We start from the raw sequence: 25,440 nt of genomic DNA, 5'->3' as shown, positions 1-25,440 counted from the left end.
AACAAATAAAAAAGCCACTGTTTACAGTGGCTTTAATGTTTTAAATGCTTTTATACAAACTGCAAGAATAACCAGTACAAACCGCCTGATAAACAGATTGTTGCAGGAAGTGTAAATACCCATGCAGATAAAATTGTTTTCACTGTATTGAAGTTTAAGCCTGATTTATTCGCAACCATGGTACCTGCAACAGCACTGTTTAAAACGTGTGTTGTTGAAACAGGCATACCTAAACCGTCAGCAGCTGCAATTGTACTCATTGCTACAAGCTCAGCAGACATCCCCTGACCATAAGTCATATGATGCTTACCAATACGCTCACCTACAGTCACAACAATACGTTTCCAGCCAACCATGGTGCCTAAGCCAAGTGCCAAAGCAACTGCTACTTTCACCCAAGTTGGAATGTATTGTAAGAATGAATCTAAGCTACTACGGTATTCTTTCACAAGTTTTTCTTGTGACTGATCCATTTTTGGTAATGCATTTGCTTTATCCAAACGCTTAAACGAAGTGGTACTTAAATACATGTCATTACGAATTTCGCTAATTGCAGCTTCTGGAATATCTTTTAAGTTGCTATAGCTAGAAACACGCTCACCCAAGTGGTCAGTCATGCTTGCCAATGCAGGCACTACTTCTGGAGTTTGCTGTTTAGTTTGAATGTATTTAGTCAGAATAACACGTGCTTTTTCATCAGTTAATTCTGGCTGATTTTGATTCAAAAATACGGCAGTTTGAGAAGAAAGCTGATGGAATGATTGAACTTGTTGTGTATCAAGGTTTTTATTTAATGAATAAGCCAACGGCACCAGACCAACCAAAATCAGCATGATGAGACCCATACCTTTTTGACCGTCATTAGAACCATGTGCAAAACTTACACCTGTACAGGTAAAGATTAAAATTGCACGAATGATTGCTGGTGGTGGTTTATTACCTTCTGGCGGCTGGAATAATTCTAATTGGCGTTTAAAAACAGTTTTAACCAACAAGAATACAATCGCTGCAAAAGCAAAACCAATTAAAGGCGAAAATAATAAGGCCTTACCGACTTTAATCACCTGATCCATATCAACACCGCTGGTCGTTACGCCAGTCGATGCACTCAACAGATGGTTCATAATGCCCACACCCAAGATTGAACCAATCAAAGTATGAGAACTAGAAGCAGGAATACCCAAGAACCAAGTACCTAAGTTCCAGAGAATTGCAGCAATTAGAAGCGCAAAAACCATTGCGAAACCTGCACCGCTACCCATGTTCATAATCAGTTCAACAGGCAACAATGCAATAATGCCGTAAGCGACTGCGCCGCTTGCAACCATTACCCCAAGAAAATTACAAAAACCTGCCCACATGACTGCAACTGGTGCAGGTAAAGCATTGGTGTAAATTACTGTTGCTACTGCATTTGCAGTATCGTGGAAGCCATTTACAAACTCAAAGCCTAAAGCAATCAAGAGTGCAGTAGATAAAAGGATAACCGAATAAAGACTCAAAGGTGGTACATGTGCTAAATCAGCACTCACCTGAAATCCAATATAAATAAGTGTTGCAACAATAATCGTCAGAAACACCGGCATAAAAAACTTGGGTGTCGGGACATGTACATTCGTCGATTTGACTTGCAGGTTTGCCGCAAGTTTTGAATCCGAAACAGGGGGTAGATTAGAATTCATGCAGACGGTAAGAGGATAAAAAAATCCTCTGTATTCTTAAATTAAATTATGACAATTATATGACAAAGCGGCGCCTGATGAAGTCAATTTTTCATATTTTGACCTCATTTGATGCACCTTTCCTCTATGAAATTTATTTTTTTATTAAAATACAATAATTTAAATCAATTTATATCTTCCTTATTTATGACTATTTTTAAAGCAAAAATATATAAAAAATTACCCGAATGCTTGTTTTTTAAACAGCATAATTGTCATAAAACGGAATATTGGCGATGAAATATTTCAATATCATGATCATTTTATGAATATTTGATGAAAAAACAGTCTCTATTTGTCATAAAAGCCTTTTTTTAATGAATCTATTACAAGTGAATGGTGGGTCGTTATAGCTCATCAATTGCGCAACTATTCTGTTACAATAGCGCCGCATTTTTAAATTTGTAAAATATCGGGGTTTTCTATGTCTACGCTTGCCACCCTAAAAGCGCTTCTTGCCAAACGCATTCTGATTATTGATGGTGCGATGGGTACCATGATTCAACGCCATAAATTAGAAGAAGCCGACTACCGTGGTGAGCGTTTTGCCGATTGGGCACATGACCTAAAAGGTAATAATGACCTTCTTGTGCTAACTCAACCCGAAATCATTCAAGGTATTCATGAAGCTTATCTTGATGCAGGCGCAGACATTATTGAAACCAACAGCTTTAACGGTACGCGTGTTTCAATGTCTGACTACCACATGGAAGATCTTGTTCCAGAGATTAACCGTGAAGCAGCACGTTTAGCTAAAGCAGCTTGTGAAAAGTATTCGACTCCAGATAAACCGCGTTTTGTAGCAGGTGTACTCGGTCCAACATCGCGTACCTGTTCAATTTCGCCTAATGTAAATGACCCTGCCTTTCGTAACATCACTTTTGATGAGCTAAAAGAAAACTATATTGAGGCAACTCATGCGCTTATTGAAGGCGGTGCAGATATCATTTTGATTGAAACCGTTTTTGATACATTAAACTGTAAAGCTGCAATTTTTGCGGTGAAAGAAGTCTTTAAGCAACTTGGTCATGAATTACCACTCATGATTTCAGGGACCATTACCGATGCTTCAGGTCGTACTTTAACAGGTCAAACTGCTGAAGCGTTCTGGAACTCTGTACGCCATGGTGACTTACTCTCAATTGGTTTCAACTGTGCCCTTGGTGCAGATGCTATGCGTCCTCACGTTAAAACCGTGTCTGATGTTGCTGATACGTTCATTTCTGCTCATCCAAATGCTGGCTTACCAAACGCTTTTGGTGAATATGATGAAACACCAGAACAAACTGCTGCCTTCTTAAAAGAATTTGCAGAAAATGGTTTGATCAATATTACCGGTGGTTGCTGTGGTACAACGCCTGACCATATTCGTGCGATTGCCAATGCTGTAAAAGACATTGCACCACGTCAAATTCCTGAAACGAAGCCAGCTTGCCGCTTAAGCGGTTTAGAACCATTTAATATTTATGATGACTCATTGTTCGTTAACGTCGGTGAACGTACCAACGTTACTGGTTCAAAAAAATTCTTACGCTTAATTCGTGAAGAAAACTTTGCCGAAGCTTTAGAAGTTGCACAGCAACAAGTGGAAGCTGGCGCACAGATTATCGACATTAACATGGATGAAGGGATGCTCGATTCGCAAAATGCGATGGTACATTTCTTAAATCTTGTAGCATCTGAACCAGATATTTCACGTGTGCCAATCATGATTGACTCATCAAAATGGGAAATCATTGAAGCAGGCTTAAAATGCGTACAAGGTAAACCTGTTGTTAACTCGATTTCGTTAAAAGAAGGTTATGACGAGTTTGTCGAAAAAGCTCGCCTGTGCCGTCAATATGGTGCTGCAATTATTGTGATGGCCTTTGATGAAACTGGTCAGGCCGATACTGCTGAACGTAAACGCGAAATCTGTAAACGTTCTTATGACATTTTAGTTAACGATGTGGGCTTCCCTGCTGAAGATATTATTTTTGACCCGAACGTGTTCGCAGTAGCAACAGGTATTGAAGAACACAATAACTATGGCGTCGATTTTATTGAAGCCACAGGTTGGATTAAACAGAACTTACCACATGCCATGATTTCTGGCGGTGTATCGAACGTTTCGTTCTCGTTCCGTGGAAATGAGCCTGTTCGTGAAGCGATTCACTCCGTGTTCTTGTACCATGCCATTAAACAAGGCATGACCATGGGTATTGTAAATGCCGGTCAAATGGCCATTTATGACGATATTCCTAAAGAACTCAAAGATGCAGTTGAAGATGTTGTTTTAAACCAGAACCAAGGTGAATCTGGTCAACTTGCTACTGAAAAACTACTTGAAGTTGCTGAAAAATTCCGTGGTCATAGTGGTGCCCAGCGCGAAGCAGAAAACCTTGAATGGCGTAACGAACCTGTAGAAAAACGTCTTGAATATGCATTGGTTAAAGGTATTACCACCTACATTGACGAAGACACAGAAGAAGCTCGCCTAAAAGCCAAACGTCCTTTAGATGTAATCGAAGGCGCTTTGATGGACGGCATGAATGTGGTCGGTGACTTGTTCGGTTCAGGCAAAATGTTCTTACCACAGGTTGTGAAATCTGCACGTGTTATGAAGCAAGCTGTAGCTTGGCTCAACCCGTACATTGAAGCTGAAAAAACAGGTAGCCAATCTAAAGGTAAAGTCCTGATGGCAACTGTTAAGGGAGACGTACACGATATTGGTAAAAATATTGTAGGCGTGGTACTAGGCTGTAATGGTTACGATATTGTTGACCTTGGCGTGATGGTGCCTTGCGAGAAAATCTTGCAAACTGCAATTGATGAAAAATGTGACATCATTGGATTATCAGGTCTGATTACGCCATCTTTAGATGAAATGGTGTTTGTTGCGAAAGAAATGCAGCGTAAAGGTTTTAACATTCCTTTATTGATTGGTGGTGCAACAACTTCAAAAGCACATACAGCAGTAAAAATTGACCCTCAATACCAAAACGATGCGGTGATTTATGTTGCCGATGCTTCACGTGCTGTGGGTGTCGCAACTACCCTGCTTTCAAAAGAAATGCGTGGAAACTTTATTGCAGAGCACCGTGCTGAATATGCCAAAATTCGTGAGCGCTTAGCCAACAAACAGCCTAAAGCTGCCAAGCTAACTTATGCAGAGTCTGTTAAAAACGGCTTTAAAATTGATGAGAGTTACGTTCCTGCCAAACCAAATCTTTTGGGAACAAAAGTCTTAACCAATTACCCACTTGCAACCCTTGTAGAATATTTTGACTGGACACCATTCTTCATCTCTTGGAGCTTGGCAGGTAAGTTCCCGAAAATTTTAGAAGATGAAGTGGTTGGTGAAGCTGCAACAGATTTGTACAACCAAGCTCAAGCAATGTTGAAAGATATTATCGACAACAACCTTTTTGATGCACGTGCTGTATTTGGTATGTTCCCTGCACAGCGCACTGACGCCGACACTGTCAGCGTATTTGATGAAGCGGGCCAAAATGTTACGCATACTTTTGAGCATTTACGTCAGCAATCTGACAAAATAACAGGTAAACCAAACTTGTCTTTAGCAGATTACATTCGCGCTGACCGTGAGCAACAAGACTACTTGGGCGGATTTACTGTATCGATTTTTGGTGCAGAAGAACTGGCAAATGAATACAAAGCCAAAGGTGATGACTACTCTGCAATTTTAGTTCAATCACTGGCTGACCGTTTTGCTGAAGCCTTTGCAGAACACTTGCATGAACGCATTCGTAAAGAGTTCTGGGGTTATAAAGCTGATGAACAGCTCAGCAATGAAGAACTGATTAAAGAGAAATACGTGGGTATTCGCCCTGCACCAGGTTACCCAGCTTGCCCAGAGCACTCTGAAAAAGCAGTGTTGTTTGACTGGTTAGGTTCTACCGACAAAATCGGTACTAAGTTGACTGAACACTTTGCAATGATGCCACCATCTTCAGTAAGTGGTTTCTATTATTCTCATCCACAAAGTGAATACTTTAACGTGGGCAAAATCTCTCAAGACCAACTTGAAGATTATGCAAAACGTAAAGGTTGGACACTGGATGAAGCAAAACGCTGGTTAGGACCGAATTTAGATGATTCGATTGTTTAAGTTTTTGAATCATCTTGATTAAAAATAGGGCGTGAAGGAAATTCCATCACGCCCTTTTCAATTTGAAAGTTTAATCTTTCTACTTCAAATGTGACTTAATTTTGTCTTTAAATGCTTCAGTTGAAATACCATAGCGATCATGCAAAGTTGGTAATGCTCCAGCATCTAAAAATGCATCAGGCAAACCAATCATGTCAAAACGAGGATGTTGACCATTTCTTAGAAGTAGTGAGCCGACAGCTTCACCTAACCCACCAATAACTGAGTGATTTTCGGCAGTTAAAACAGGTCGGCCACCTTTAGCGACTTCATCCAAAATAGTCTGTTCATCTAGCGGCTTAATGGTAGGCACATGTAACACTGAAACCTCAATACCCTCTTTTTCAAGCTCTTCGGCTGCCTCAAGCGCACGCATGGTCAATAAGCCAGTCGAAATAATGAGTAAGTCTTTACCCGGTTTAATCACCTGTGCCTTACCCAATTTAAACTGGTAATTGTATTTATCGAGCACTAATGGAACCTGCCCACGCAATAGACGCATATATACAGGGCCATTATGAGCGGCAATTTGTGGAATGGCCTGTTCGATTTCCAAGGCATCACATGGGTCAATGATCATGAGGTTTGGCATTGCACGAAAAATCGCAATATCGTCAGTCGCCTGATGGCTTGGGCCGTAGCCTGTGGTTAAGCCCGGAAGTGCCGCCACAATTTTGACATTCAGGTTATCTTCCGCAATTGCCATACAAATAAAGTCATAGGCACGGCGTGATGCAAATACGGCATAAGTTGTTGCAAAAGGAACAAATCCTTCACGAGCAAGTCCTGCTGCTGCACTCATCAAAAGTTGTTCTGCCATGCCCATTTGGAAAAACTTGTCTGGATTTTCTTTAGCAAAAATATGTAGGTCTGTATATTTAGATAAATCTGCTGATAACCCCACAATATCGTCACGCTCTTTTGCCAAGGCATTCAGTGCATGTCCAAATGGTGCTGGTTTGGTCGGTTGACCCTCGGCAGCAATAGAAGCAATCATTGCCGAAGTGGTTAGTTTTTTCTTAGGGGGATTAGCTAACTGGCTCATGGTGTATTCCTTACTGTCCGTAGTGGGTCAAAATATTTAAAGCGTCATCCCATTCATGTTCATCAACACGAATAAAGTGTGTTTTTTCGCGGCTTTCCAAGAACGACACACCCTTACCCATTTTGGTGTCACAAATAATGACGCGTGGGCATGTTCCCTCATGGTTTCGTGCTTGATCGAATGCCTTAAGTAAAGCCTCCATGTCATTGCCATCTACGCGTTGGGTGTACCAACCAAATGACTGCCAACGGTCTACAATGGGTTCAAACGCTAAAATTTCGCTGGAGTGCCCATCTGCCTGCTGATTATTCACATCAATAATGGCAATCAAGTTATCTAATTTCCAATGAGAAGCAGACATCACTGCCTCCCATGTTGAGCCTTCATTTAGCTCTCCATCGGACAGTAAGTTATAGATAAAAGCATCCGACTTTTTTTGTTTCAGCCCTAGACATGCACCGACTGCAATTCCAAGACCATGCCCCAATGAACCACCTGTAATTTCCATGCCCGGTGTATATGAAGCCATGCCCGACATCGGTAGACGACTATCATCTGCACCGTAGGTTTCAAGTTCTTCAAGTGGGATAATTTTTGCTTCAATTAAAGCTGCATAGAGTGCAATTGCATAGTGCCCAATAGAGAGATAAAAACGGTCTCGACCTTCCCATTCGGGGTTTTCTGGCTGATATTTCATGGCATGGAAATAAGATACTGCGAGCAAATCTGCTGCACCCAAGGCTTGTCCAACATAGCCTTGGCCTTGTACTTGCCCCATACGTAAAGCATGTTGGCGAATGTGGTAGGCACGTTGTTGCAACTCGGCAATTTGGCCTGCGTTATTAACATTTAACATTGTCATTTACTATTCCTTATTAACGATTGACCAGTTTTGCTGGAACACGCAGAACCAAACTGGCACCGAAAATTAATACTGCTGTGATTAAGAACATGCCAATTGCATTTGAACCTGTGTTGGTGGTGACCCAACCGATTAAATAAGGTGAGCAAAATCCAGCAAGGTTGGCAAAGCTATTGACTGCTGCAATACCTGCTGCTGCGGAAACACCACCCAAAAAGTTGGTTGGTAACATCCAGAATAAAGAAGATGCAGTGAGCACACCTGAGGCTGCAATGCAGAGGAAAATTAAAGAAAGTGTCAGATTTGAGGCGAGCAAAGTCGCAAGTGTAAGTGCAACCGCACCCGCACACATTGGGATAATTAAGTGCCAACGGCGTTCTTGGAAATGGTCACCACTACGCCCTGCCAAAATCATGACCACAATGGCACACATATAAGGCAAGCTGGTGAGCAAACCGATATGCCAGTTATCACTAATGCCTGAGTTACGAATGAGAGTTGGCAACCAAAATGTAATAGCGTATTGACCCATCACTACACAAAAATAGATGCCTGCGAGTAACCATAAGCGTTTATCCGCAATAAACTCTTTGACGCTAGCATGACCTTCTTTGTGCTGGTTATCTTGAGCAAGCTCTTGCTTCACCAATTTTTTTTCGTCTTGGGTTAACCAGTTGGCGTCTTGAACTGAATCTTTTAAAACAGCAAGTACCAATAGGCCAACAAGTACAGTAGGAATAGCTTCAATAAGGAACATCCACTGCCAGCCAAACCAGCCATGCACACCACTCATTCGGTCCATGATTAAGCCTGAAAGTGGGCCACCAATCATTCCCGAAATTGGAATCGCGATAAACCAAAGAACTGTCATACGTGCACGGCGGTAAGACGGGAACCAATAAGTGAGGTAAAGCAACAAGCCCGGAGCCAAACCAGCTTCAGCAACACCGAGCAGAAAACGTAAGGTGTAAAACTGCCATTCGGTTTGAACAAAAGCAAAGCAGCCTGACAAAATGCCCCATGTAATCATGATTCGGGCTATCCAACGTCTTGCGCCTACCTTGTGAAGTACGATGTTACTTGGCACTTCACAAAGAAAATAACCAATAAAGAAAATCCCTGCGCCTAACCCATATACAGCTTCACTAAACTGTAAATCGCTCATCATCTGGAGCTTGGCAAAACCCACATTTACTCGATCTAAATAGGCACAAAAATAACAAAGCATTAAAAATGGCATGAGCCGAAATGCAATTTTTCGATACGCCGATTTACGAATCGTTGTATCTACTTCAGATGAAAATACTGTATCCATCATGCGAATCCCTTTACATTTGGCCACAGTATCCTCTTGTGACCATCATTCTATTTTTAGTTTTTAAATGACAAGCCTTAATGAATCAGCATGCCACCATTTACATCGAGTGTTACACCAGTTAAGTAAGCTGACAGATCACTTGCCAAAAATAATGCTGCATTTGCAACGTCTTGTGCTTTGCCTAAACGCCCAAGTGGAATACCAGCAAGAATGTCATGACGACGGTCATCATTCATTAAACCACCCGTAATATCGGTTTGAATGAGACCCGGAGTAAGCGAATTTACACGAATTTGGTCAGGGCCAAACTCTCGAGCCATCGCTTTTGCCAGACCTAATACCCCTGCTTTGGCAGCGCTATAATGTGGCCCGCCAAAAATACCACCACCGCGTTGCGCTGAAACTGAAGATAAGCACACAATGCTTCCACCTCCATTTGCTTTCATGGATGGAATAACAGCTTGAGACATAATCAGTGTTCCACGCAGGCTGACGTCTAAAATACGATCATAGTCATTGCGCTGAATATCGAGTGTTTTAACTGGCTGAGTAATCCCTGCATTGTTAATTAAAATATCAATCTTGCCGTAGTGCTGTAGCGCTTGTTCAACAGCTGCTTTGACTTGTTCCTCATTTGCAACATTTGCAGCGAGACCTAAATGTCCTTCACCAAGTGCCTTTGCAGCGTTTTGGCTTTGAGCAAGATCTAAATCAACAATAATGACTTTGGCACCTTGTTGTGCAAAGATTTCTGCGGTTGCTCGCCCAATTCCACGTTCTGATGCTGCACCAGTAATTAATGCCACTTTTCCTTGTAGTAACATGTTCAATCCTCTTTTACGCTTTATTTCCTGAGTTCTGACTTAGAATCTCTTTTTTCACAAAGCCCAGCAATCAGCTCGAATTCAACAAGACATGAAAAAAATTCATGCCTATGCTATTTTTAAATAAGTTTTAGGGATAAAAACGGATCATTTCATGGATAGTAGTGAAAACAATTTCAACCAGATGCCCTCAATTAAAACATTACAGGCTTTTGAACAAACTGCTCGTTTTGGCAATGTTGCCAAGGCAGCAGAAAATTTAAATCTCACGCCTTCAGCAGTAAGTCATCAAATTGCCAAGCTTGAAGAAATGATTGGGCAGAGTTTATTTATTCGTGGTGCCCGTGGTGTGACACTTACCCCCTCTGGTGAACGCTATTTTCAAGACGTTACGACCATTTTGCATAACCTAATGTTAGCGACTGAAAAAGCTGCCGATAAAAGCCCGAAAGACAGTTTATATATTCATTCATCCCCAAGTTTTGGTTTACTTTGGTTACTGCCTCGCCTTGAATCATTTAAAGAAAAGTTCCCAATGATTCAGGTCAACCTATCGTGTTCCTATGAAAACTTGCACTTTACTCGCGACAAGATCGACATTGATATTCGTCATGGTTTGCCCAACTGGACAGGCGTAGAAATCAGAACGATTCGTAATGAAAAGCTAGAAGTACTTGCATCCCCCAAACTACTTGAACGCAGTCCAGTAAATAAACCTCAAGATTTATTAAAAAAAGAACTGATTTTATCGCGCTCAACTTTGGTTACCTGGCCACAATGGTTTGCCCATCAGGGTTTAAGCATTCCAGAGTTTCCCTACACTTTAAGTTTTGACCGCTCTTATATGTCACTTGAGGCAGCCACACACGGACTAGGATTTGTTTTGGAAAGTAATTTACTTACTCAAAATTATTTGGAATCTGGAAAGTTAGTAAGAGTTTTTGCAGATGAGCTATCGATTCCTATCTCTGCTCATCACTTGGTATATCCACGAACCCATCAATTTATTCCTAAAATTGAACTGTTTTTAAACTGGATTCATGATGAGTTGGCGGATTGAGAAGTCATTTCTTAAAGGATCTGAATTTCCTCCACTCTTAAGTGATGCATCATCTCTCGAACAAATACAAAGTAGGTAAAAATATAAAGCTGATCTGGAGCCACTGGGTTTGTGTAGTAGCTCAAACGCTCAATAAAACTATTAAAACCATGTTCAAGCTCAATACGGCTGATTTTCTTTTTTGCACTAAAAAATAACTCACTGAGGTGTGTCATAGCAGCATCAGACGTAACAGCTACCCCACTTATCTTTAGATTTCTTAGGGGCTGAGACTCTATGATCTCTTCAATAAAATAAATCATCTTTTCGATAGCAAGCTCATCAATAACACCATGACGAATACTGTTCGTCTCAACGAAACCCAAGCCTTGTTCGAGTTGGATGTGCTGATTGTCTAAGTCAAATGATAAGCCATTAAAACCAAGCGAAAATTTTAAAACCGATTCGGGATGATTCATAAAAATAGCTTACCGTTGAGTTTTACTAATAGGATTAGTACCAGCTTGTTCAATACTTCGAGTTAACAGCGCTAATCATTATTAACACTATATATAATAAAAAACTCTTTAAAAAGACGAAAAATCAATCTTATATTCATCCAATCCTACGATTAAAAATAGAGTATAAGCATGAAAAAATTAGTAATTTTAAGTTTCACCCTTTATAGCTTTGCGCAAATTACAAATGCAGCCACATTAAATGTAAAACCATATGGCACAACTCAAGATGGTCAAAAAGTTGATCTGTACACCATGAGCAATAACAAAGGAGTGTCTGTTTCTTTTATTAGTTATGGGGGCGTAATTACACAAATTTTGACTCCCGATGCACAAGGTAAACAAAATAATATCGTTTTAGGCTTCGATGATCTAAAAGGCTATGAAGTCACTGATACCAAGGAAGGCATTCATTTTGGTGGGTTAATTGGTCGTTATGCGAACCGTATTGGCAATGCTAAATTTAGCTTAGATGGAAAAACGTATAATCTTGAAAAAAATAATGGACCGAATTCATTACATAGCGGTAATCCGGGTTTTGACAAACGTGTTTGGCAAGTTAAGCCCCTCGTTTCCAAAGGTGAAACTGTTAAAGCTTCTCTTAAGTTAACAAGTCCAAATGGTGATCAAGGTTTTCCCGGAAAGTTAGATGTAGAAGTGATCTACAGCCTTTCAGATCAAAATGAATTCCAGATCGAATATAAAGCCAAAACTGATCAACCGACAGTCGTCAATCTCACCAACCACAGTTATTTCAACTTATCAGGCGCTGGCAATAACCCTTATGGTGTGCTCGATCATGTTGTACAACTTAATGCAGACCGTATATTGGTAACCGATCAAAACTCTTTACCCACAGGTGAAATAGCTTCGGTTGCAGGTACACCTTTTGATTTTCGAACGCCTAAAGCAATTGTGAAAGATATTCGAGCGAATCATCAGCAATTGGCCTATGGATATGGCTATGACCAAACTTGGGTACTTAATCAAAAGTCTCAAGGAAAGTTAAATCTTGCTGCTCATGTTTTTGACCCAAAATCTAAACGGACACTGCAAGTCTTGACTACTGAACCAAGCGTTCAAATGTATACAGCCAATCATTTACTGGGAAATATTGCTGGGGCAAATGGCGTACTCTATCGACAAGCAGATGCGCTAGCATTAGAAACACAGCATTTTCCAGATAGTCCGAATCAACCATCTTTCCCTTCTACACGTTTGAACCCAAATCAAACTTATAACAGTGTCACCGTATTTAAGTTTGGTATTCAAAAATAGTCTTTTGAATTGACACTATATTTATCTAAAAAAGACTCTCAGCTGAATATAACTGAGAGTCTTTTCCTTTATTTAACTTTTGTGTTTGGTAAAAATGCGGTGGCAAACCCAAGTAATGGCAAGAATGAACATAAACCAAATACCCATTCAATGCCGTTAATATCAGCTAAATGTCCCAACCCTGCTGCGGCAATACCACTTACCCCAAACATAAGACCAAACATTAAACCTGCAATCATACCCACACGGCCCGGAACAGCTTCTTGTGCGTAAACCACCATTGCAGCAAAAGCAGACGACAACACCAAACCTGCAATAATTGAGAAAACTGTTGTCCAAAATAAGTTTGCATACGGCATCATTAATGCAAACGGCGCCATACCCACAAATGAAACCCAGATCACAGCTTTACGACCAATTTTGTCACCAATTGGGCCACCAGCAAATGTACCTAAAGCAACAGCAGCTAAGAATGCAAACAAATGCAATTGAGCGGTCTGGATGCTGATATGGAACTTTTGAATAAGATAAAAAGTAAAGTAGTTACTAATGCTGGCAATGTAGGTAAATTTAGCAAACATCAATAAACTAATTGTGCTCAAAGCAATGATCAGCTTACGGCCATGCAATTTACTTTGTGCTTGATTTGCACGTGTAGCTACCTGATTTTTAGCATGACTCACCGTCCAGCGGCTTACGCCAAATAAAACCCAAATCGCTAAAAGTGCAAATATCACTAAGCCCGCAACTGCATGCTGCCCAAATGGAACAATCAATAACGCTGCTAATAATGGGCCAATGGCAGTACCTGTATTTCCACCCACCTGAAAAGTCGACTGCGCCGTACCGAAGCGCCCACCTGATGCCATTCGTGCCACCCGTGAAGCTTCAGGGTGAAAAGTTGCAGAGCCTACTCCAATAAGAGCAGATGCACATAACAACACAGTAAAACTTGGTGAAAACGCTAACAAGATAATGCCGCAGAATGTGACCATCATTCCGAGTGGTAGAAGATACGGTTTTGGATGTTTATCGGTATAAAGTCCAATCCAAGGCTGAAGCAGCGAACCTGTAATTTGATATACAAACGAAATCAGGCCAACTTGAGCAAAACTCAGCGAAAAGTTTGCTTTTAGCATTGGATAAATAGCTGGTAGCACTGCTTGAATCAAATCATTCAGTAAATGTGCGACCGCCACGGCGCCTACAATTTTAATAATCATTCCTTGAGGCTGATCATTTGCAACGGTATTGGCAATACCATCTTTCAATTGTATTGAAGACGTCATACCTGAAAAACTCCAATATTCTAAGTAAGATGCTTATTGTAAATTGTCGCTTATAAAGTTATCTTCCAATAATCATTGTATAAGTGACAATTTTTAGGATAGTTTATGTCCGATTCTCTTATTCAGTCTGATTTGTCTGAACTTGTGATTGGGCTATCTTCTGAGCATTCTTACCGAGAAATCACCCCTACCCATACACATACACGTGCGCAATTTTTGTATGCATCCACAGGAAACATTCAGGTGTTTACACCGAACAATGTCTGGATTGTGCCACCCATGTGTGCCTTATGGATTCCTGCTCATGTCGAGCACAGTGTGATTTCACTAAGTCACGTGAAGTTAAATACGGCGTTGGTTGAAGTAAATGCAGCCGCTCTAATGGGACAACATTGCTTTATTATTCGGGTAAGCAACCTGTTGCACGAGCTTTTGATTCGTTTAAATGAAATTGAACGAGAAGACACGCCAAATACGGCGACATCTCAAGAGCTTTCCCGTTCTTTACAAATTTTGATTTTTGAAGAAATCCATCGGGCCAATTTGTTGCCTATTCAGATTCCTTGGCCGAAAGACAAACGGCTCTTAAAAATTTGCCAAGAGTTATTACATACTCCTGACCATTCAAAAGACTTAACAGATTGGGCTGATGAGATTGGTGCGAGTTCTAGAACCCTCATGCGTATGTTCCAGAAAGAAACTGGACTGTCTTATCGGGCATGGGTCCAGCAAATGCATATTGCACTTGCCTTAAGTAAAATTGCGAATGGTGAATCTATTGCTCGAATTTCTGAATCACTGGGGTACAACAACCCCAGCGCGTTCAGTGCGATGTTTAAGCGACATCTAGGAAAAACACCTCAGCAGTTTAGAAGTTCTGCGATGTCGCTATAAGTCTTTTTTTTTGCAGGTAGGTCATGCTTTTCAAGCAAATCATCAAAATCGTGGTAGACATGAAGTTCACGATCTTTACCAGTTCTTGCATGATCTAATCGTTGTTCAGGATCCACTAAAACAAGCGTATGTCCATCATCAATCAGACGATCAACGCCTTCTAAGAACATACGTTTACCCACATCGTGGATAAGTGAAATCTGGGTTAAATCAATGACGATTGTGCTTTGGTCAGTTGTCTCGTCTTGTAAAATGCGCAACAACATTTCAGCTTCAGTAAATTTCAATACACCGCGAAGCACATATACACTTAATGAAGCGTCTTTTCCTGTGCGGTAATGACTTTGTACAATCGTTTGTGCAGAAGGTGTACCTTCCATGAGGTGTAATCCCATGTCACGAGATAACCGTTCTAAAATATCGATACCTCGAATACTATGACCATGCTCATCTAAACGAGGAGAAAAAGCAGCAATACTGACCTGCCCCGGCAGCACACCTAAAATACCGCCTGCTACACCACTCTTAGCAGGAATACCTACAGTCGACAACCAGTCACCCGCGGCATCATACATACCACAGCTCATCATGACACTGAGCACTTGTCTAACCACAGATCGGTTTAACAAACGCTTTCCAGTTTTAGGGTCAACCCCACCATTGGCAAGTACACTGCCCATACGTACCAAGTCTTTAACTGTAACCATGATCGCACATTGACGAATGTAACCATTCACAATATCGACAGGGTCAGTCTCTAAAATTCCGACAGTTCGCAACATATAACCGATCGAAAGATTACGGTAGGCAGTTTTGACTTCCGAATCATAGACAGACTCATCAAAACTTAATTCACGTCCTGCAAGCTCGCTCATAAAACGGCGTAGAATTTCTGCACTATGTAAACCATGCTTGACCTGAATCAAGGAATGTACAGTAATTGCGCCAGAGTTGATCATCGGGTTTTTCGGACGTCCGTCTTTACCCAATGAAATTTCATTGAAGGCTTCCCCCGAAGGCTCTACCCCTACTTTAGCAAGTACTGCATCAATGCCAAGCTGTTGTAAAACATAGGCATATACGAACGGTTTAGAAATCGATTGAATGGTGAATTCAACATCATCATCTCCAATCGAATAAATTTCGCCATCTACCGTAGACATGGCCAAAGCTAATCGATCTGGATTTGCATTTGCTAACTCTGGAATATAGTCAGCTAGATGTCCGCTATTATCTACCTCACAGGCTTCTATCACATTTGCCAAATAATCTGGGAGAGGGGTTTTCATGGTCAGTAACCTTAAATGAGGAGATTTACACTTTCGATCATTTTTTCAGCACAACCTGCTGATAATATTAAAATTATAATTTTTTAGTGAAATAAAAATCACGATATAAGTATTGTAATTCCGATGGCTTATTTATTTCAAGCTCATTATACGTTTTTAAAAACTTTAAATAGAAGATTAGATTATTCTTTCTACAAATAGAACTCCATTTAAATGATCCACTTCATGTTGAACAATTCGAGCCGGAAAACCATGGAAAACTGTTTCAACGGCTTCACCCTGAAGTGTTAAATATTTAACCTTAACCATTTCTGCACGTTCAACTTGTCCACGCTCATCCGGCACACTTAAGCAGCCTTCTTCACCCAAAAGTGTTTCATTTGAGAACTCTAAAATTTCAGGATTCACCATCACCACAGCATCCATTTCTGGTGCATCGGGATAACGTGGGTTTGGCCTGGAAGCCACAATAATGACACGTTTAGAAATATAAACTTGCGGTGCGGCAATCCCTACTCCATTACGCTCAAGCATGGTTGCTTGCATAGCAGCAGCAAGCTGATAAAGCCAGTCACTATTTAATTCATTTGCCGAGACAGGAACCGCAATCAATTTCAAAATATCTTCACCACGCTTCGCGACTGGTAAAACTACGCTCATCCTTTGAATCTCTCATTAAACTGGCTATGACGAGTTTTATTGTGTCGCTGAATGGCTCAAAAGAAAAGTCATTCCTACATCTGTTTTTGTTTCATCTAATGCGTTTTTTGTTTTAAAGCTTTTTTATTTGAGTGATGAAAATCTACACCTCTTCATAGAACAAATTTCCTCCATTTACTTTTACTTCACTTTTCCATTAATATCCAAACTTCAATTACAACAATTAAGTAAAAAATGGATCAGGACTTAACTTTGCAGGATGCGAACTATCTTAATAAAGAAGATAAACGAACCCTTGCCCTTTCTTCATTGGGCGGTGCTTTAGAATTTTACGATTTCGTGATTTATGTGTTTTACGCCAAAATCATTTCCGACCTATTTTTCCCAAGTACACTCAGCCCATTTTGGGCCATGCTTAATACTTACGGCATTTTTGCAGCAGGTTACTTTTTTAGGCCATTAGGCGGGGTTGTCATGGCCCATTTTGGTGACTTAGTCGGGCGTAAAAAACTGTTTTCACTTTCTATTTTGCTGATGGCGCTACCTACCCTGTTTATCGGGATATTGCCAACCTTTGAAAATATTGGGTATTTGGCCCCCCTACTTTTATTGCTTATGCGAGTGGTACAAGGTATTGCAATTGGGGGGGAAATTCCAGCCGCATGGACCTTTGTGTCTGAACATGTACCTGAAAGAAAAATTGGACTGGCAAATGGGTTACTCACCGCTGGGCTGTCTTTAGGAATTTTATTAGGTGCACTGATGTCTCTATGGATTTCACTGAATTTTAGTGAAGGGCAAATCCATGACTGGGCATGGCGTATTCCTTTCATTGCAGGTGGTATTTTTGGTCTAGTTGCACTTTATTTACGGACTTATTTAAAAGAAACGCCTGTGTTTAAAGCCATGCAGGCACGTAAAGAAATTTCAAAAGAAATGCCTGTAAAACAAGTGTTAAAAACGCATAAAACAGCCGTTGCGATTGGCATATTATTTACGTGGTTTTTAACTGGCTGTGTGGTGGTGGTTATTTTAGCCATGCCCAATTTATTGATTGGTTCATTTGGCTTTGAGCGCGCACAGACTTTTGAAATGCAAAGTGCAGCAATTGTTATGCAAATGGTCGGGTGTATCTTGGCTGGCTATTTTGCTGACCGTTTTGGCTGTGGCAAAGTCATGATGGTCGGTGCGCTTGCCGTTGCACTCACAGCAGCAGTTTTTTATAACAGTTTAGGACATGCTGCCCATTCAACCATTTTTGGTTTATATATGCTATTGGGTCTATGCTCTGGTACTGTCGGCATGGTGTCGAGCAGTATGGTCAAAATGTTCCCCGCGCCTGTGCGTTTCTCGGGCATTTCATTTTCTTATAATTTGTCTTATGCGATTGTTGGTGGTATGACACTGCCTTTAGTACATTGGCTCAGTCAATATAGTGATATTGGTGCGATGTATTATATTTTCGCGCTGACTATTTTAGCCTTTGTAACTGCTTTTGTATTTTGGAATAAGTTTGAAAAAAACAAATATTAAAAGCTTTAACCTATGAAAAAAACCACGCCGATTGCGTGGTTTTTTATTGTTATTCACTTTAGAAAGTAAAGCCAATATTAAAGTTAATACGATATAACCATTTATCGCTGTTTGGCGAGCTTGCAGAGGTATAACCCGTTGAGTTTGTAGAACCACCAATAATGTTGGAGTTTTTACCCCACGTATAATCTGCCCAAACCATAAATGGTGAAGCAATAAACATCATACCTGTGGTGTTCATTTGCGAGTCGGACCAATCATCACGTTTTTTATCAAGGTAACTATAGTCATTATAAAACTTAATGGATTTTAGCTTACCCATATTGGTGACAGGCAACGTATAAGCAAGGTTTAAACTGGCAATGGTCCCTTCTGAAGCAATGAAATAAGCAGGTGTAAGTCCATTCGCCCCCATTAAAGTCATATCACTATTTACACCATCGGGATTTTTAGCATCGTATTGATAATGAATGACCGAGCTTTGTAGATTAAAGCGTTTGTAGTTGTTTTCGGTATGCAAACCGACTGCATAATATTTGCCGTCTTTGTCGGTAATATCATTATGCAACTGAGCAATTGCACCCGATACACCGAACTCTTGCTTACCGAAATCAGTTTCTAACTTGCGAACAATGCGGGTATTCACCTGATTGCGTTTTTCATTTTGATAGGCTTTTTGAGATGGAAATGCATTTCCTGCCAAGTCATCATAAGTTGCACTCTCTGGTGAATAACGCAAGTTCGTCTCTAACATTTGCGGGTAATAACCAAGTTTTAAATCCCAGTCTTTGTCGTGATAATTCCAGTTAATCCCCGGTGCAATGTTATTGCCATAACCTAAAAAGAATGGAATGTGATAGGTCCAGCCATTTTGCGGATAAGGATAAATCGTAAAAGGCTTATAAACCAAACCTGCTTCAATGCTGTTATTGGCATCTAGGTTATAGCCGACATATGCTTTTTCAATGGACGTTTTCTGTTGGTCTTGAAACATATAACTGGCATTGATGTAGGCATCATCAAATTTACCTTTGAGATCAACCCTGAAAATATCAAAATGGAGCTTACCAAAACCACGGTTCGGTCCTTCCCAATCTTCATAGCGCTGATTTAACCGAACCACCCCACCTAACTTTAATGAGTCGGTGCCATCATCACTTTTCCATTCAAGCAATGAATCTTTTGCAAATGCATTGACGCTTACCCCCAGCGTAAGCGGTGCAATGAATGCCATGATCAATGAAGTCTTTTTCATCTCTACATCCTTGATTGAGTTCCAGCATCCTGCTGGAACTTTATTTGTTTTACCTGTAAAACTTCGTTTTTATTGTTTTTTAGACAAAAAAATTTATCTAAAAAAAGGATGGCTTAGCAGCTCCCATCGCATATGTACTAAACCATCCAAACTGGTTAATACAGTTTCTTTTGCGGTGGACCCGCGAAGTTTAATGGTCCAATCGAGTTCATATCGAGCTCGATCACAGTTGGCCCTTCAAAAGCAACAGCCTCTTGAATAACCGTTTTAAACTCATCTGCACTACCCACTTTCCAGCTCTTCACACCCATTGATTCGCCAAGAAGTTTATAGTCAGGTGTATGCAATTCATTGAAATACTGACGACCACCAAAGTAGTTATTTTGAATGCCACGCATTACGCCATAACCACCGTCATTCATAATCATTAAAACCATGTTGGTGTTTTCTTGCACCATGGTTGCAATCTCACCAATGCCAAGCATTAAGCCACCATCGCCGACTAAACCAATTACTTTTTTGTCAGGGTTAGCAACCGAAGCACCAATTGCTGTTGCAAGACCTAAACCAATTGCACCCGCGAGTGAGTGAATGTTTTGATTTGGTGCTTGTACAGGGAATAAACGACTACCCCATGTACTACCTGACATGGTGATGTCTCGTACAAAAATGCCGTCTTGCGGTAAAGCTGCACGCAAGTGATCACAAATTAAAGCGTATTGGTCGATTTGCTTACGCAGAGCATCAATTGCAGCCTGTTTAGCAGCCACTACAGCAGCATCGTAATCGGCATCAACTTTTGAAGTGCCTTGAAGCTGTTTTAACACACGTGTTAAGACATCTTTGGCATCGCCACAAATGAAGTTGCGGATTTTGTAATTACGTTGCTGAGCTACTGGATTTGCATCTACCTGAATAATGTTTTCAGGGAACTCAACCGAATAGGTTTTAGTTTCATTACTACGTAAACGTGAACCCATCACAACCATTAAATCAGCATCTTTTAATAACTGCTCAACCGCCGCCGAGTTATGAAAAGCACCTAAACTACGTGGATGATCATCTGCTAACACACCGCGGCCGTGCGTAGACGACACCACCGGAATACCTAAATCTGCAATTGCTTTAACTTCGGCAACGCTATTTAAAGTTCCACCACCAATCCAGAAAATCGGACGTTTTGCTTTTTTGATTTCGCTTACAAGAAGATCAATTTCAGCTTGTTCTGCCTGTGGCAACTCAAGTGCTTTCACTGGACCAAGATTAAGTGGCAAATCGATTTCTGCTGCTTGTACATCAATTGGTAACTCAACACTTACTGGTCCCATTGGAACTGTAGTTGCGACACGGATTGCTTCACGAATCACACCAACAGCATTGTCTGGACTGGTAATACGGAACGCCGCTTTGCTTGATGCGCGCAAGAATGTAAGTTGGTCTTTGGTTTCATGGATGAAACTTGCATCACGGTCGAGATATTCACGCTCAACTTGACCTGTTAAATGCAATACAGGGCTACCCGCATTCATTGCTTCTATCAATGAACCTACCGCGTTACCTGCACCAGCGCCTGTACTGGTTAACGCTACACCTAGGCCTTTAAAGCGTGAGTGTGCATCTGCCATGGTGACCGCACCAGCTTCACCACGGGCTGCAACAAAACGCATTTTTTCACGGCGTCCTACTGCATCGGCAATAGGTAAATTGTGGATGGAAATAACACCATAAATACTATCAACTTGGTGCGCTTCTAAAACTCTTGCGATTGCTTCGCCTACATTTACACGTTCAGTCATGTCTGTTCCTCAAAATTTGTTTTTTCAGTCCTTGAATTTATTAATCGCACCAAGGGTTAGGCTGTTCATTCAGCCCCATATAAATACTCTTTTGTTGCATGTACGATAAAATGCCCAAACGGCCTTTTTCGCGCCCAATCCCACTGTCTTTAAAGCCACCAAACGGCGCACTAATCGAGAACTTTTTATAGGTATTAATCCATACCGTTCCAACCTCTAACGCACGTGCGATGCGCCAAGCTTTACGATAGCTTTCAGTCCAAATACCTGCAGCAAGACCAAAACAACTGTCATTGGCTTGAGCAATTAAATCTTGCTCGTTGTCATATTTCATAACGACTAAAACAGGGCCAAAAATTTCTTCTTGACAGGTTTGAGCACTGTTATTTAAGCCCGTGATAATGGTCGGTAAGTAATAGCTTCCTTTGGCATAGTCACCAGTCGTAAGTGCCTCACCACCAATCAGAACTTGACCACCTTCGCTTTTGGCAAGTTGCACATAGCGATCAACTGACTGCAAATGTTTGTCATTGACCAGTGGACCTAAATGCACGCCCGTCTGTTCTGGATGGCCCACACGTAAGCCTTTGGTAATTTCAATCAACCGTGTTAAAAACTGATCGTAAAGACTGCTATGAATAAACAAGCGAGAACCTGCGATACACGCTTGGCCTGCTGAACTAAAAATACCGTACGCCACACCTTTAGCAGCCAGTTCGACATCTGCATCTGGTAAAACGATGGTTGGTGACTTTCCACCTAGCTCAAGCGAAGTGGTAATCAGTTTATCTGCGGCAATATGTGCCAAATGACGACCCGTAGTTGTTCCACCCGTAAAAGAGATTTTACGAACTAATGGGTGCTGAGCAATTGCATCACCAATGATAGAACCGCGCCCAACTAGCACGCTGAGTAAGCCTTTTGGTAAACCAGCCTCTTCAAAAATTTTAGCAAGCTCTAAAGCAATCAGTGAAGTTGCTTCTGCTGGTTTTAAAACCACGGCATTTCCTGCTGCCAAAGCTGGAGCAAGCTTTTGAACTTCACTCGCAATTGGAGAGTTCCAAGGGGTAATAGCTGCCACAACTCCTACAGGTTCATGCACACTCATGGTCATAAAGTCTGGAGCACGTTGAGTGGTGAGCTCATCGTTCAATGTTTCACAAGCCGCAGCAACATAACGCGCAGTCGCCGCAGCGCTCATCACCAAACCGCGAGTTTCGGTTAAAGGCTTCCCATTATCGCGGGTTTGTAATTTCGCTAATTCATCGACACGCGCTTCAATAATGTCTGCAACTTTGTAGAGAATACGTGCGCGCTCATGCGGTAAGCTGTTTCTCCAGCTCGGATGACGCCAAGCCTGATCTGCTTTTTCAATTGCCTCATTTACATCATCAAGCGTTGCTGTTGAAAGCTCAGCGTTTACCGACTGATCTGCCGGAAACAGGCTTTGAATGACTGCACCACGACCTAATCGCCATTCACCTGCAATATAAATTTCCTTTGCCATGATCAAATCCTTCTTAAATCTGTATTGCTTCTACACTGTTGCGACAAGCACGAATCACGCTAAGCGCAGCCAAAGTTGATGTTTTTGGGTTACTTGGCAAAGGCACTCCCACCAGTTCAATGGTCATTTGTCCAAAGCCACCTTCTGCCACAATGGTGTGTTTGTTTTTGTTGATGGTTGGATCAACAGTTAATTCAACCATGGTTTCATCCATCCCAAGTCCTGCCAGTGCAATCGTTGCTGCAACGTTGGCATTGGCAGGAAATTTGGTCGCAGCTTCACGCGCAGTTCCTGTGAAAAAGACGGTAGCTTCAGCAACATGGTCTAGATCGACCAATTGTTCTGCATAACTGCCCTTCCAGCTTTTTGGACTTTTGCAGCCTTTATAAGTGACCTTTTGCAAGCCACCTTCTTTAGCAGCAGAAATACCGTCAATGCCTGCGATAGCCCCTGCCAGTAAATGCAGATGGGCATCATTTTTTTCAGCAGTTTGTTTAAGCTGAATCAGAAACTCGCTATCAGCTAAAGTACCCACCGAAATCAAGCCAATGGTCCAGCCTTTCGCTAAAACTTTTTGAGCATGCTCTTTTACTGCTGCTTGACCTGCCACCTCAATGACATAGTCTGGCGTACCATCACATTGCTCAATATCTGAAATCACCTGAATCTCTGAAGAAACTTGTGACTGCACTTTTTCAATACTGCGAGATGGCACGACAATCCATTTGAGTTGCAGATCTTGAGGCAAATGGGCATACACTTCTGCTGCCATTGCGCCAAAACCAATCATCATCAACTTTTTCATGACAGCACCTAATATTTATAAATGTTTGTTAAAACCACCTGAGACATCTATTGCCGAACCTGTGGTGTAAGATGCCAATGGTGATGCCAAGAAAACTAAAGCACGTGCAGGTTCTTCCGGACGGCCTAAACGCTGCATAGGAATGCCACGATTTTTTGCGATATTGCCGGTCCACTCTTCCCATGACAGATTTAAATCTGAACGGGTTTCATAACGGCGTTTCCACTGCGCAGATTCAACCATTCCGAGTAAAATCGAGTTCACACGAACGCTATATTGAGTAAACTCATGCGCCAACGAATGGGTTAAATTCAACAGCGCAGCGCGTGCAGATGACGTCGCAATCATGTGCGGTTCTGGCTGCAATGCCAGTAACGAGTTCACATTGGTAATTGAGGCATTTGCCGACTGTTTTAAGTCATCAAGAAAAGCCCGTACCGGATGTAAAACACTGAAATATTTCAGCTCAATTTCTTTCATCCAGTCTTCATCTTGCGTATTTTCAAAATTTGAAACACGGCCTTGCCCAGCATTGTTAATGAGCATGTCCACATTGCCCAAATTGAGTTTGACGTCTTTAGCAAATTGCTGAACTTCTTCTTTTTTCAATACATTGCATGCTTTGGTAAAAATATTGGCATGTGGAAATTTTTCCAAAATATAGCGTTTAGAAGCATTTAAACGTTCTTCATCTCGACCACACCAAGCAACTTTTGCACCCTCTGCAACCAGTATTTCAACAGCAGCCAGCCCAATCCCAGATGAGCCACCGGTAACAACTGCAACTTTTCCTTCAACTTGGAAGCTCATAATCCTTAATCTCTCTTACGATTGTTCCTGAATCGTCAACATAATTTGGTTAAATGCTTGCGGTTGGTCGACATAACTTAAATGTCCTGCATCTTCTATGACGAAGCGCTGTTCCAACTGCAATTCCTGAGCAAGCTCTTGTATACCTAACGCAGGAGTGATTTGATCTTGCTGCCCTGCAATGACTGTGCATGGGACTTTTAAATCGGTTAAGTAATTACGTATTTCGTCATATGCGAGTAAGTACGATGCATGTGTGAAACCCTGTAGGGTCAACTGTTGCATCACCTCTGAAACTAAGGCTAAGGCTTGTGGCTCTTGTTTATAAATCAAATGAGGTCCACGGCTTTCAGCCATTCCTTTAGCGCCAAGTTCTTTCAACATTTTTGGTCTTTTTTCAAAAACCTGAATTTGTGTTTGCTCATCGTGGCGCTGGTAACCTTGCGCTAAGTTAGCAACAACCAAGTGCTTTACTCGCTCTGGATAAAGTGCGGCAAATGCACTCACCTGTAAGGCACCTAATGAGTGTCCGACCACAATTGCTTTTTCAATTTTTAAAACATCGAACAATGCTGCCAAACGCTTTGCGTAGTCGGTCGCATTGGGCTGATCAGTTAAAAGTTCATCTGATTTGCCATAGCCCGGCGCGTCCCAGGCAATGACATGAAAATGATGAGACAACACTTCAAGTTGGTTCACCCATGAAGCAGAACCTGAACTAATGCCGTGCAGCAGCACAAGGTACTCGCCCTGACCGGCTTCCCGATAGGCTTGCTGCTGGCCTTGAACAGTGACGGTTTTCACCGGAAATTCTGCTAACTTTTCAATGAGTGTCATCATTTTCAAT

At 41.4% G+C, this 25,440-nt stretch carries 20 protein-coding genes; 5 read left to right on the top strand and 15 right to left on the bottom strand.

Annotated features, from left to right (window positions below; genetic code table 11):
* Positions 1-50: 50 nt before the first annotated feature.
* Positions 51-1,682 (bottom strand): inorganic phosphate transporter, encoded by a 1,632-nt coding sequence (locus QLG01_RS00910; protein ID WP_151822240.1) that lies wholly within the window; start codon positions 1,680-1,682, stop codon positions 51-53.
* 463 nt (positions 1,683-2,145) lie between these two features.
* On the opposite strand from QLG01_RS00910, the gene metH reads away from it, so the two are divergent.
* A complete protein-coding gene (gene metH, locus QLG01_RS00905; RefSeq protein ID WP_282495625.1) occupies positions 2,146-5,832 on the top strand; it encodes a methionine synthase in 3,687 nt (1,228 codons plus the stop codon).
* Between the two features lie 79 nt (positions 5,833-5,911).
* On the opposite strand, the gene QLG01_RS00900 is transcribed toward metH, so the two are convergent.
* The 4 genes from QLG01_RS00900 to QLG01_RS00885 all read right to left on the bottom strand — a co-directional run bounded on the left by QLG01_RS00900 (position 5,912) and on the right by QLG01_RS00885 (position 9,920).
* Positions 5,912-6,916, bottom strand: a complete 1,005-nt coding sequence (locus QLG01_RS00900; protein WP_282495624.1) for a transketolase C-terminal domain-containing protein — start codon at positions 6,914-6,916, stop codon at positions 5,912-5,914.
* A gap of 10 nt (positions 6,917-6,926) precedes the next feature.
* On the bottom strand, positions 6,927-7,772 hold the full coding sequence (locus QLG01_RS00895; RefSeq protein ID WP_282495710.1) for a transketolase: 846 nt from the start codon (positions 7,770-7,772) through the stop codon (positions 6,927-6,929).
* A gap of 19 nt (positions 7,773-7,791) precedes the next feature.
* A complete protein-coding gene (locus tag QLG01_RS00890) occupies positions 7,792-9,093 on the bottom strand; it encodes an MFS transporter (RefSeq protein WP_282495709.1) in 1,302 nt (433 codons plus the stop codon).
* A gap of 77 nt (positions 9,094-9,170) precedes the next feature.
* Complete coding sequence (locus QLG01_RS00885) at positions 9,171-9,920, bottom strand: SDR family NAD(P)-dependent oxidoreductase (protein WP_151963399.1); 750 nt, start codon at positions 9,918-9,920, stop codon at positions 9,171-9,173.
* A gap of 184 nt (positions 9,921-10,104) precedes the next feature.
* Between QLG01_RS00885 and QLG01_RS00880 the strand changes: the two genes are divergently transcribed.
* The gene (locus QLG01_RS00880; protein WP_081399678.1) at positions 10,105-10,980 is read left to right on the top strand and encodes a LysR substrate-binding domain-containing protein; all 876 of its coding nucleotides are present in this window, start codon (positions 10,105-10,107) and stop codon (positions 10,978-10,980) included.
* 11 nt (positions 10,981-10,991) lie between these two features.
* Here QLG01_RS00880 and QLG01_RS00875 read toward each other — a convergent pair whose 3' ends face one another.
* A complete protein-coding gene (locus tag QLG01_RS00875; RefSeq protein ID WP_282495623.1) occupies positions 10,992-11,438 on the bottom strand; it encodes a hypothetical protein in 447 nt (148 codons plus the stop codon).
* Between the two features lie 171 nt (positions 11,439-11,609).
* Here QLG01_RS00875 and QLG01_RS00870 point away from each other — a divergent pair, with 171 nt between their 5' ends.
* Entirely contained in the window at positions 11,610-12,755 is a 1,146-nt protein-coding gene (locus QLG01_RS00870) for an aldose epimerase family protein (RefSeq protein ID WP_282495622.1), read from the top strand.
* Positions 12,756-12,823: 68 nt separating this feature from the next.
* On the opposite strand, the gene QLG01_RS00865 is transcribed toward QLG01_RS00870, so the two are convergent.
* Positions 12,824-14,044 carry an MFS transporter gene (locus QLG01_RS00865; RefSeq protein ID WP_151822217.1) on the bottom strand — a complete coding sequence of 407 codons (1,221 nt, stop codon included), beginning with the start codon at positions 14,042-14,044 and terminating at the stop codon, positions 12,824-12,826.
* A 105-nt stretch (positions 14,045-14,149) separates the two neighbouring features.
* On the opposite strand from QLG01_RS00865, the gene QLG01_RS00860 reads away from it, so the two are divergent.
* Positions 14,150-14,938, top strand: a complete 789-nt coding sequence (locus QLG01_RS00860) for a helix-turn-helix transcriptional regulator (protein WP_049837673.1) — start codon at positions 14,150-14,152, stop codon at positions 14,936-14,938.
* On the opposite strand, the gene QLG01_RS00855 is transcribed toward QLG01_RS00860, so the two are convergent.
* Together QLG01_RS00855 and def are read right to left on the bottom strand one after the other, a co-directional pair.
* Positions 14,905-16,227 (bottom strand): glutaminase, encoded by a 1,323-nt coding sequence (locus QLG01_RS00855; protein ID WP_004703144.1) that lies wholly within the window; start codon positions 16,225-16,227, stop codon positions 14,905-14,907. The genes QLG01_RS00860 and QLG01_RS00855 overlap by 34 nt on opposite strands.
* A gap of 177 nt (positions 16,228-16,404) precedes the next feature.
* Positions 16,405-16,887, bottom strand: a complete 483-nt coding sequence (gene def / locus QLG01_RS00850; protein WP_151987174.1) for a peptide deformylase — start codon at positions 16,885-16,887, stop codon at positions 16,405-16,407.
* 234 nt (positions 16,888-17,121) lie between these two features.
* Between def and QLG01_RS00845 the strand changes: the two genes are divergently transcribed.
* Positions 17,122-18,420 carry an MFS transporter gene (locus QLG01_RS00845; protein ID WP_151987172.1) on the top strand — a complete coding sequence of 433 codons (1,299 nt, stop codon included), beginning with the start codon at positions 17,122-17,124 and terminating at the stop codon, positions 18,418-18,420.
* Between the two features lie 58 nt (positions 18,421-18,478).
* Here the strand turns inward: QLG01_RS00845 and QLG01_RS00840 are convergent, their stop codons facing one another.
* The 6 genes from QLG01_RS00840 to QLG01_RS00815 all read right to left on the bottom strand — a co-directional run bounded on the left by QLG01_RS00840 (position 18,479) and on the right by QLG01_RS00815 (position 25,433).
* Positions 18,479-19,675 carry a hypothetical protein gene (locus QLG01_RS00840; protein WP_205668925.1) on the bottom strand — a complete coding sequence of 399 codons (1,197 nt, stop codon included), beginning with the start codon at positions 19,673-19,675 and terminating at the stop codon, positions 18,479-18,481.
* 155 nt (positions 19,676-19,830) lie between these two features.
* On the bottom strand, positions 19,831-21,471 hold the full coding sequence (locus QLG01_RS00835) for a thiamine pyrophosphate-binding protein (protein WP_282495621.1): 1,641 nt from the start codon (positions 21,469-21,471) through the stop codon (positions 19,831-19,833).
* A 40-nt stretch (positions 21,472-21,511) separates the two neighbouring features.
* Positions 21,512-22,978: an aldehyde dehydrogenase gene (locus QLG01_RS00830; protein WP_282495620.1), complete on the bottom strand. Its 1,467-nt coding sequence runs from the start codon at positions 22,976-22,978 to the stop codon at positions 21,512-21,514.
* Between the two features lie 13 nt (positions 22,979-22,991).
* Positions 22,992-23,783 carry an aspartate dehydrogenase gene (locus QLG01_RS00825; protein ID WP_262441932.1) on the bottom strand — a complete coding sequence of 264 codons (792 nt, stop codon included), beginning with the start codon at positions 23,781-23,783 and terminating at the stop codon, positions 22,992-22,994.
* A 15-nt stretch (positions 23,784-23,798) separates the two neighbouring features.
* A complete protein-coding gene (locus QLG01_RS00820; protein ID WP_282495619.1) occupies positions 23,799-24,593 on the bottom strand; it encodes an SDR family oxidoreductase in 795 nt (264 codons plus the stop codon).
* 15 nt (positions 24,594-24,608) lie between these two features.
* A complete protein-coding gene (locus QLG01_RS00815) occupies positions 24,609-25,433 on the bottom strand; it encodes an alpha/beta hydrolase (RefSeq protein WP_199986979.1) in 825 nt (274 codons plus the stop codon).
* Between the last annotated feature and the right edge of the window lie 7 nt (positions 25,434-25,440).

It is taken from the genome of Acinetobacter sp. V89_4 (assembly GCF_029967875.1).
Taxonomy (GTDB): Bacteria; Pseudomonadota; Gammaproteobacteria; order Pseudomonadales; family Moraxellaceae; genus Acinetobacter; species Acinetobacter oleivorans.
This window is presented reverse-complemented; position numbering and strand designations above follow the sequence as displayed.

Excerpts from the sequence above, each read along its gene's own strand:
- QLG01_RS00910 (WP_151822240.1), bottom strand. The coding sequence starts at position 1,682 with ATGAATTCTAATCTACCCCCTGTTTCGGATTCAAAACTTGCGGCAAAC.
- metH (WP_282495625.1), top strand. The coding sequence starts at position 2,146 with ATGTCTACGCTTGCCACCCTAAAAGCGCTTCTTGCCAAACGCATTCTG.
- QLG01_RS00900 (WP_282495624.1), bottom strand. The coding sequence starts at position 6,916 with ATGAGCCAGTTAGCTAATCCCCCTAAGAAAAAACTAACCACTTCGGCA.
- QLG01_RS00895 (WP_282495710.1), bottom strand. The coding sequence starts at position 7,772 with ATGTTAAATGTTAATAACGCAGGCCAAATTGCCGAGTTGCAACAACGT.
- QLG01_RS00890 (WP_282495709.1), bottom strand. The coding sequence starts at position 9,093 with ATGGATACAGTATTTTCATCTGAAGTAGATACAACGATTCGTAAATCG.
- QLG01_RS00885 (WP_151963399.1), bottom strand. The coding sequence starts at position 9,920 with ATGTTACTACAAGGAAAAGTGGCATTAATTACTGGTGCAGCATCAGAA.
- QLG01_RS00880 (WP_081399678.1), top strand. The coding sequence starts at position 10,105 with ATGCCCTCAATTAAAACATTACAGGCTTTTGAACAAACTGCTCGTTTT.
- QLG01_RS00875 (WP_282495623.1), bottom strand. The coding sequence starts at position 11,438 with ATGAATCATCCCGAATCGGTTTTAAAATTTTCGCTTGGTTTTAATGGC.
- QLG01_RS00870 (WP_282495622.1), top strand. The coding sequence starts at position 11,610 with ATGAAAAAATTAGTAATTTTAAGTTTCACCCTTTATAGCTTTGCGCAA.
- QLG01_RS00865 (WP_151822217.1), bottom strand. The coding sequence starts at position 14,044 with ATGACGTCTTCAATACAATTGAAAGATGGTATTGCCAATACCGTTGCA.
- QLG01_RS00860 (WP_049837673.1), top strand. The coding sequence starts at position 14,150 with ATGTCCGATTCTCTTATTCAGTCTGATTTGTCTGAACTTGTGATTGGG.
- QLG01_RS00855 (WP_004703144.1), bottom strand. The coding sequence starts at position 16,227 with ATGAAAACCCCTCTCCCAGATTATTTGGCAAATGTGATAGAAGCCTGT.
- def (WP_151987174.1), bottom strand. The coding sequence starts at position 16,887 with ATGAGCGTAGTTTTACCAGTCGCGAAGCGTGGTGAAGATATTTTGAAA.
- QLG01_RS00845 (WP_151987172.1), top strand. The coding sequence starts at position 17,122 with ATGGATCAGGACTTAACTTTGCAGGATGCGAACTATCTTAATAAAGAA.
- QLG01_RS00840 (WP_205668925.1), bottom strand. The coding sequence starts at position 19,675 with ATGAAAAAGACTTCATTGATCATGGCATTCATTGCACCGCTTACGCTG.
- QLG01_RS00835 (WP_282495621.1), bottom strand. The coding sequence starts at position 21,471 with ATGACTGAACGTGTAAATGTAGGCGAAGCAATCGCAAGAGTTTTAGAA.
- QLG01_RS00830 (WP_282495620.1), bottom strand. The coding sequence starts at position 22,978 with ATGGCAAAGGAAATTTATATTGCAGGTGAATGGCGATTAGGTCGTGGT.
- QLG01_RS00825 (WP_262441932.1), bottom strand. The coding sequence starts at position 23,783 with ATGAAAAAGTTGATGATGATTGGTTTTGGCGCAATGGCAGCAGAAGTG.
- QLG01_RS00820 (WP_282495619.1), bottom strand. The coding sequence starts at position 24,593 with ATGAGCTTCCAAGTTGAAGGAAAAGTTGCAGTTGTTACCGGTGGCTCA.
- QLG01_RS00815 (WP_199986979.1), bottom strand. The coding sequence starts at position 25,433 with ATGATGACACTCATTGAAAAGTTAGCAGAATTTCCGGTGAAAACCGTC.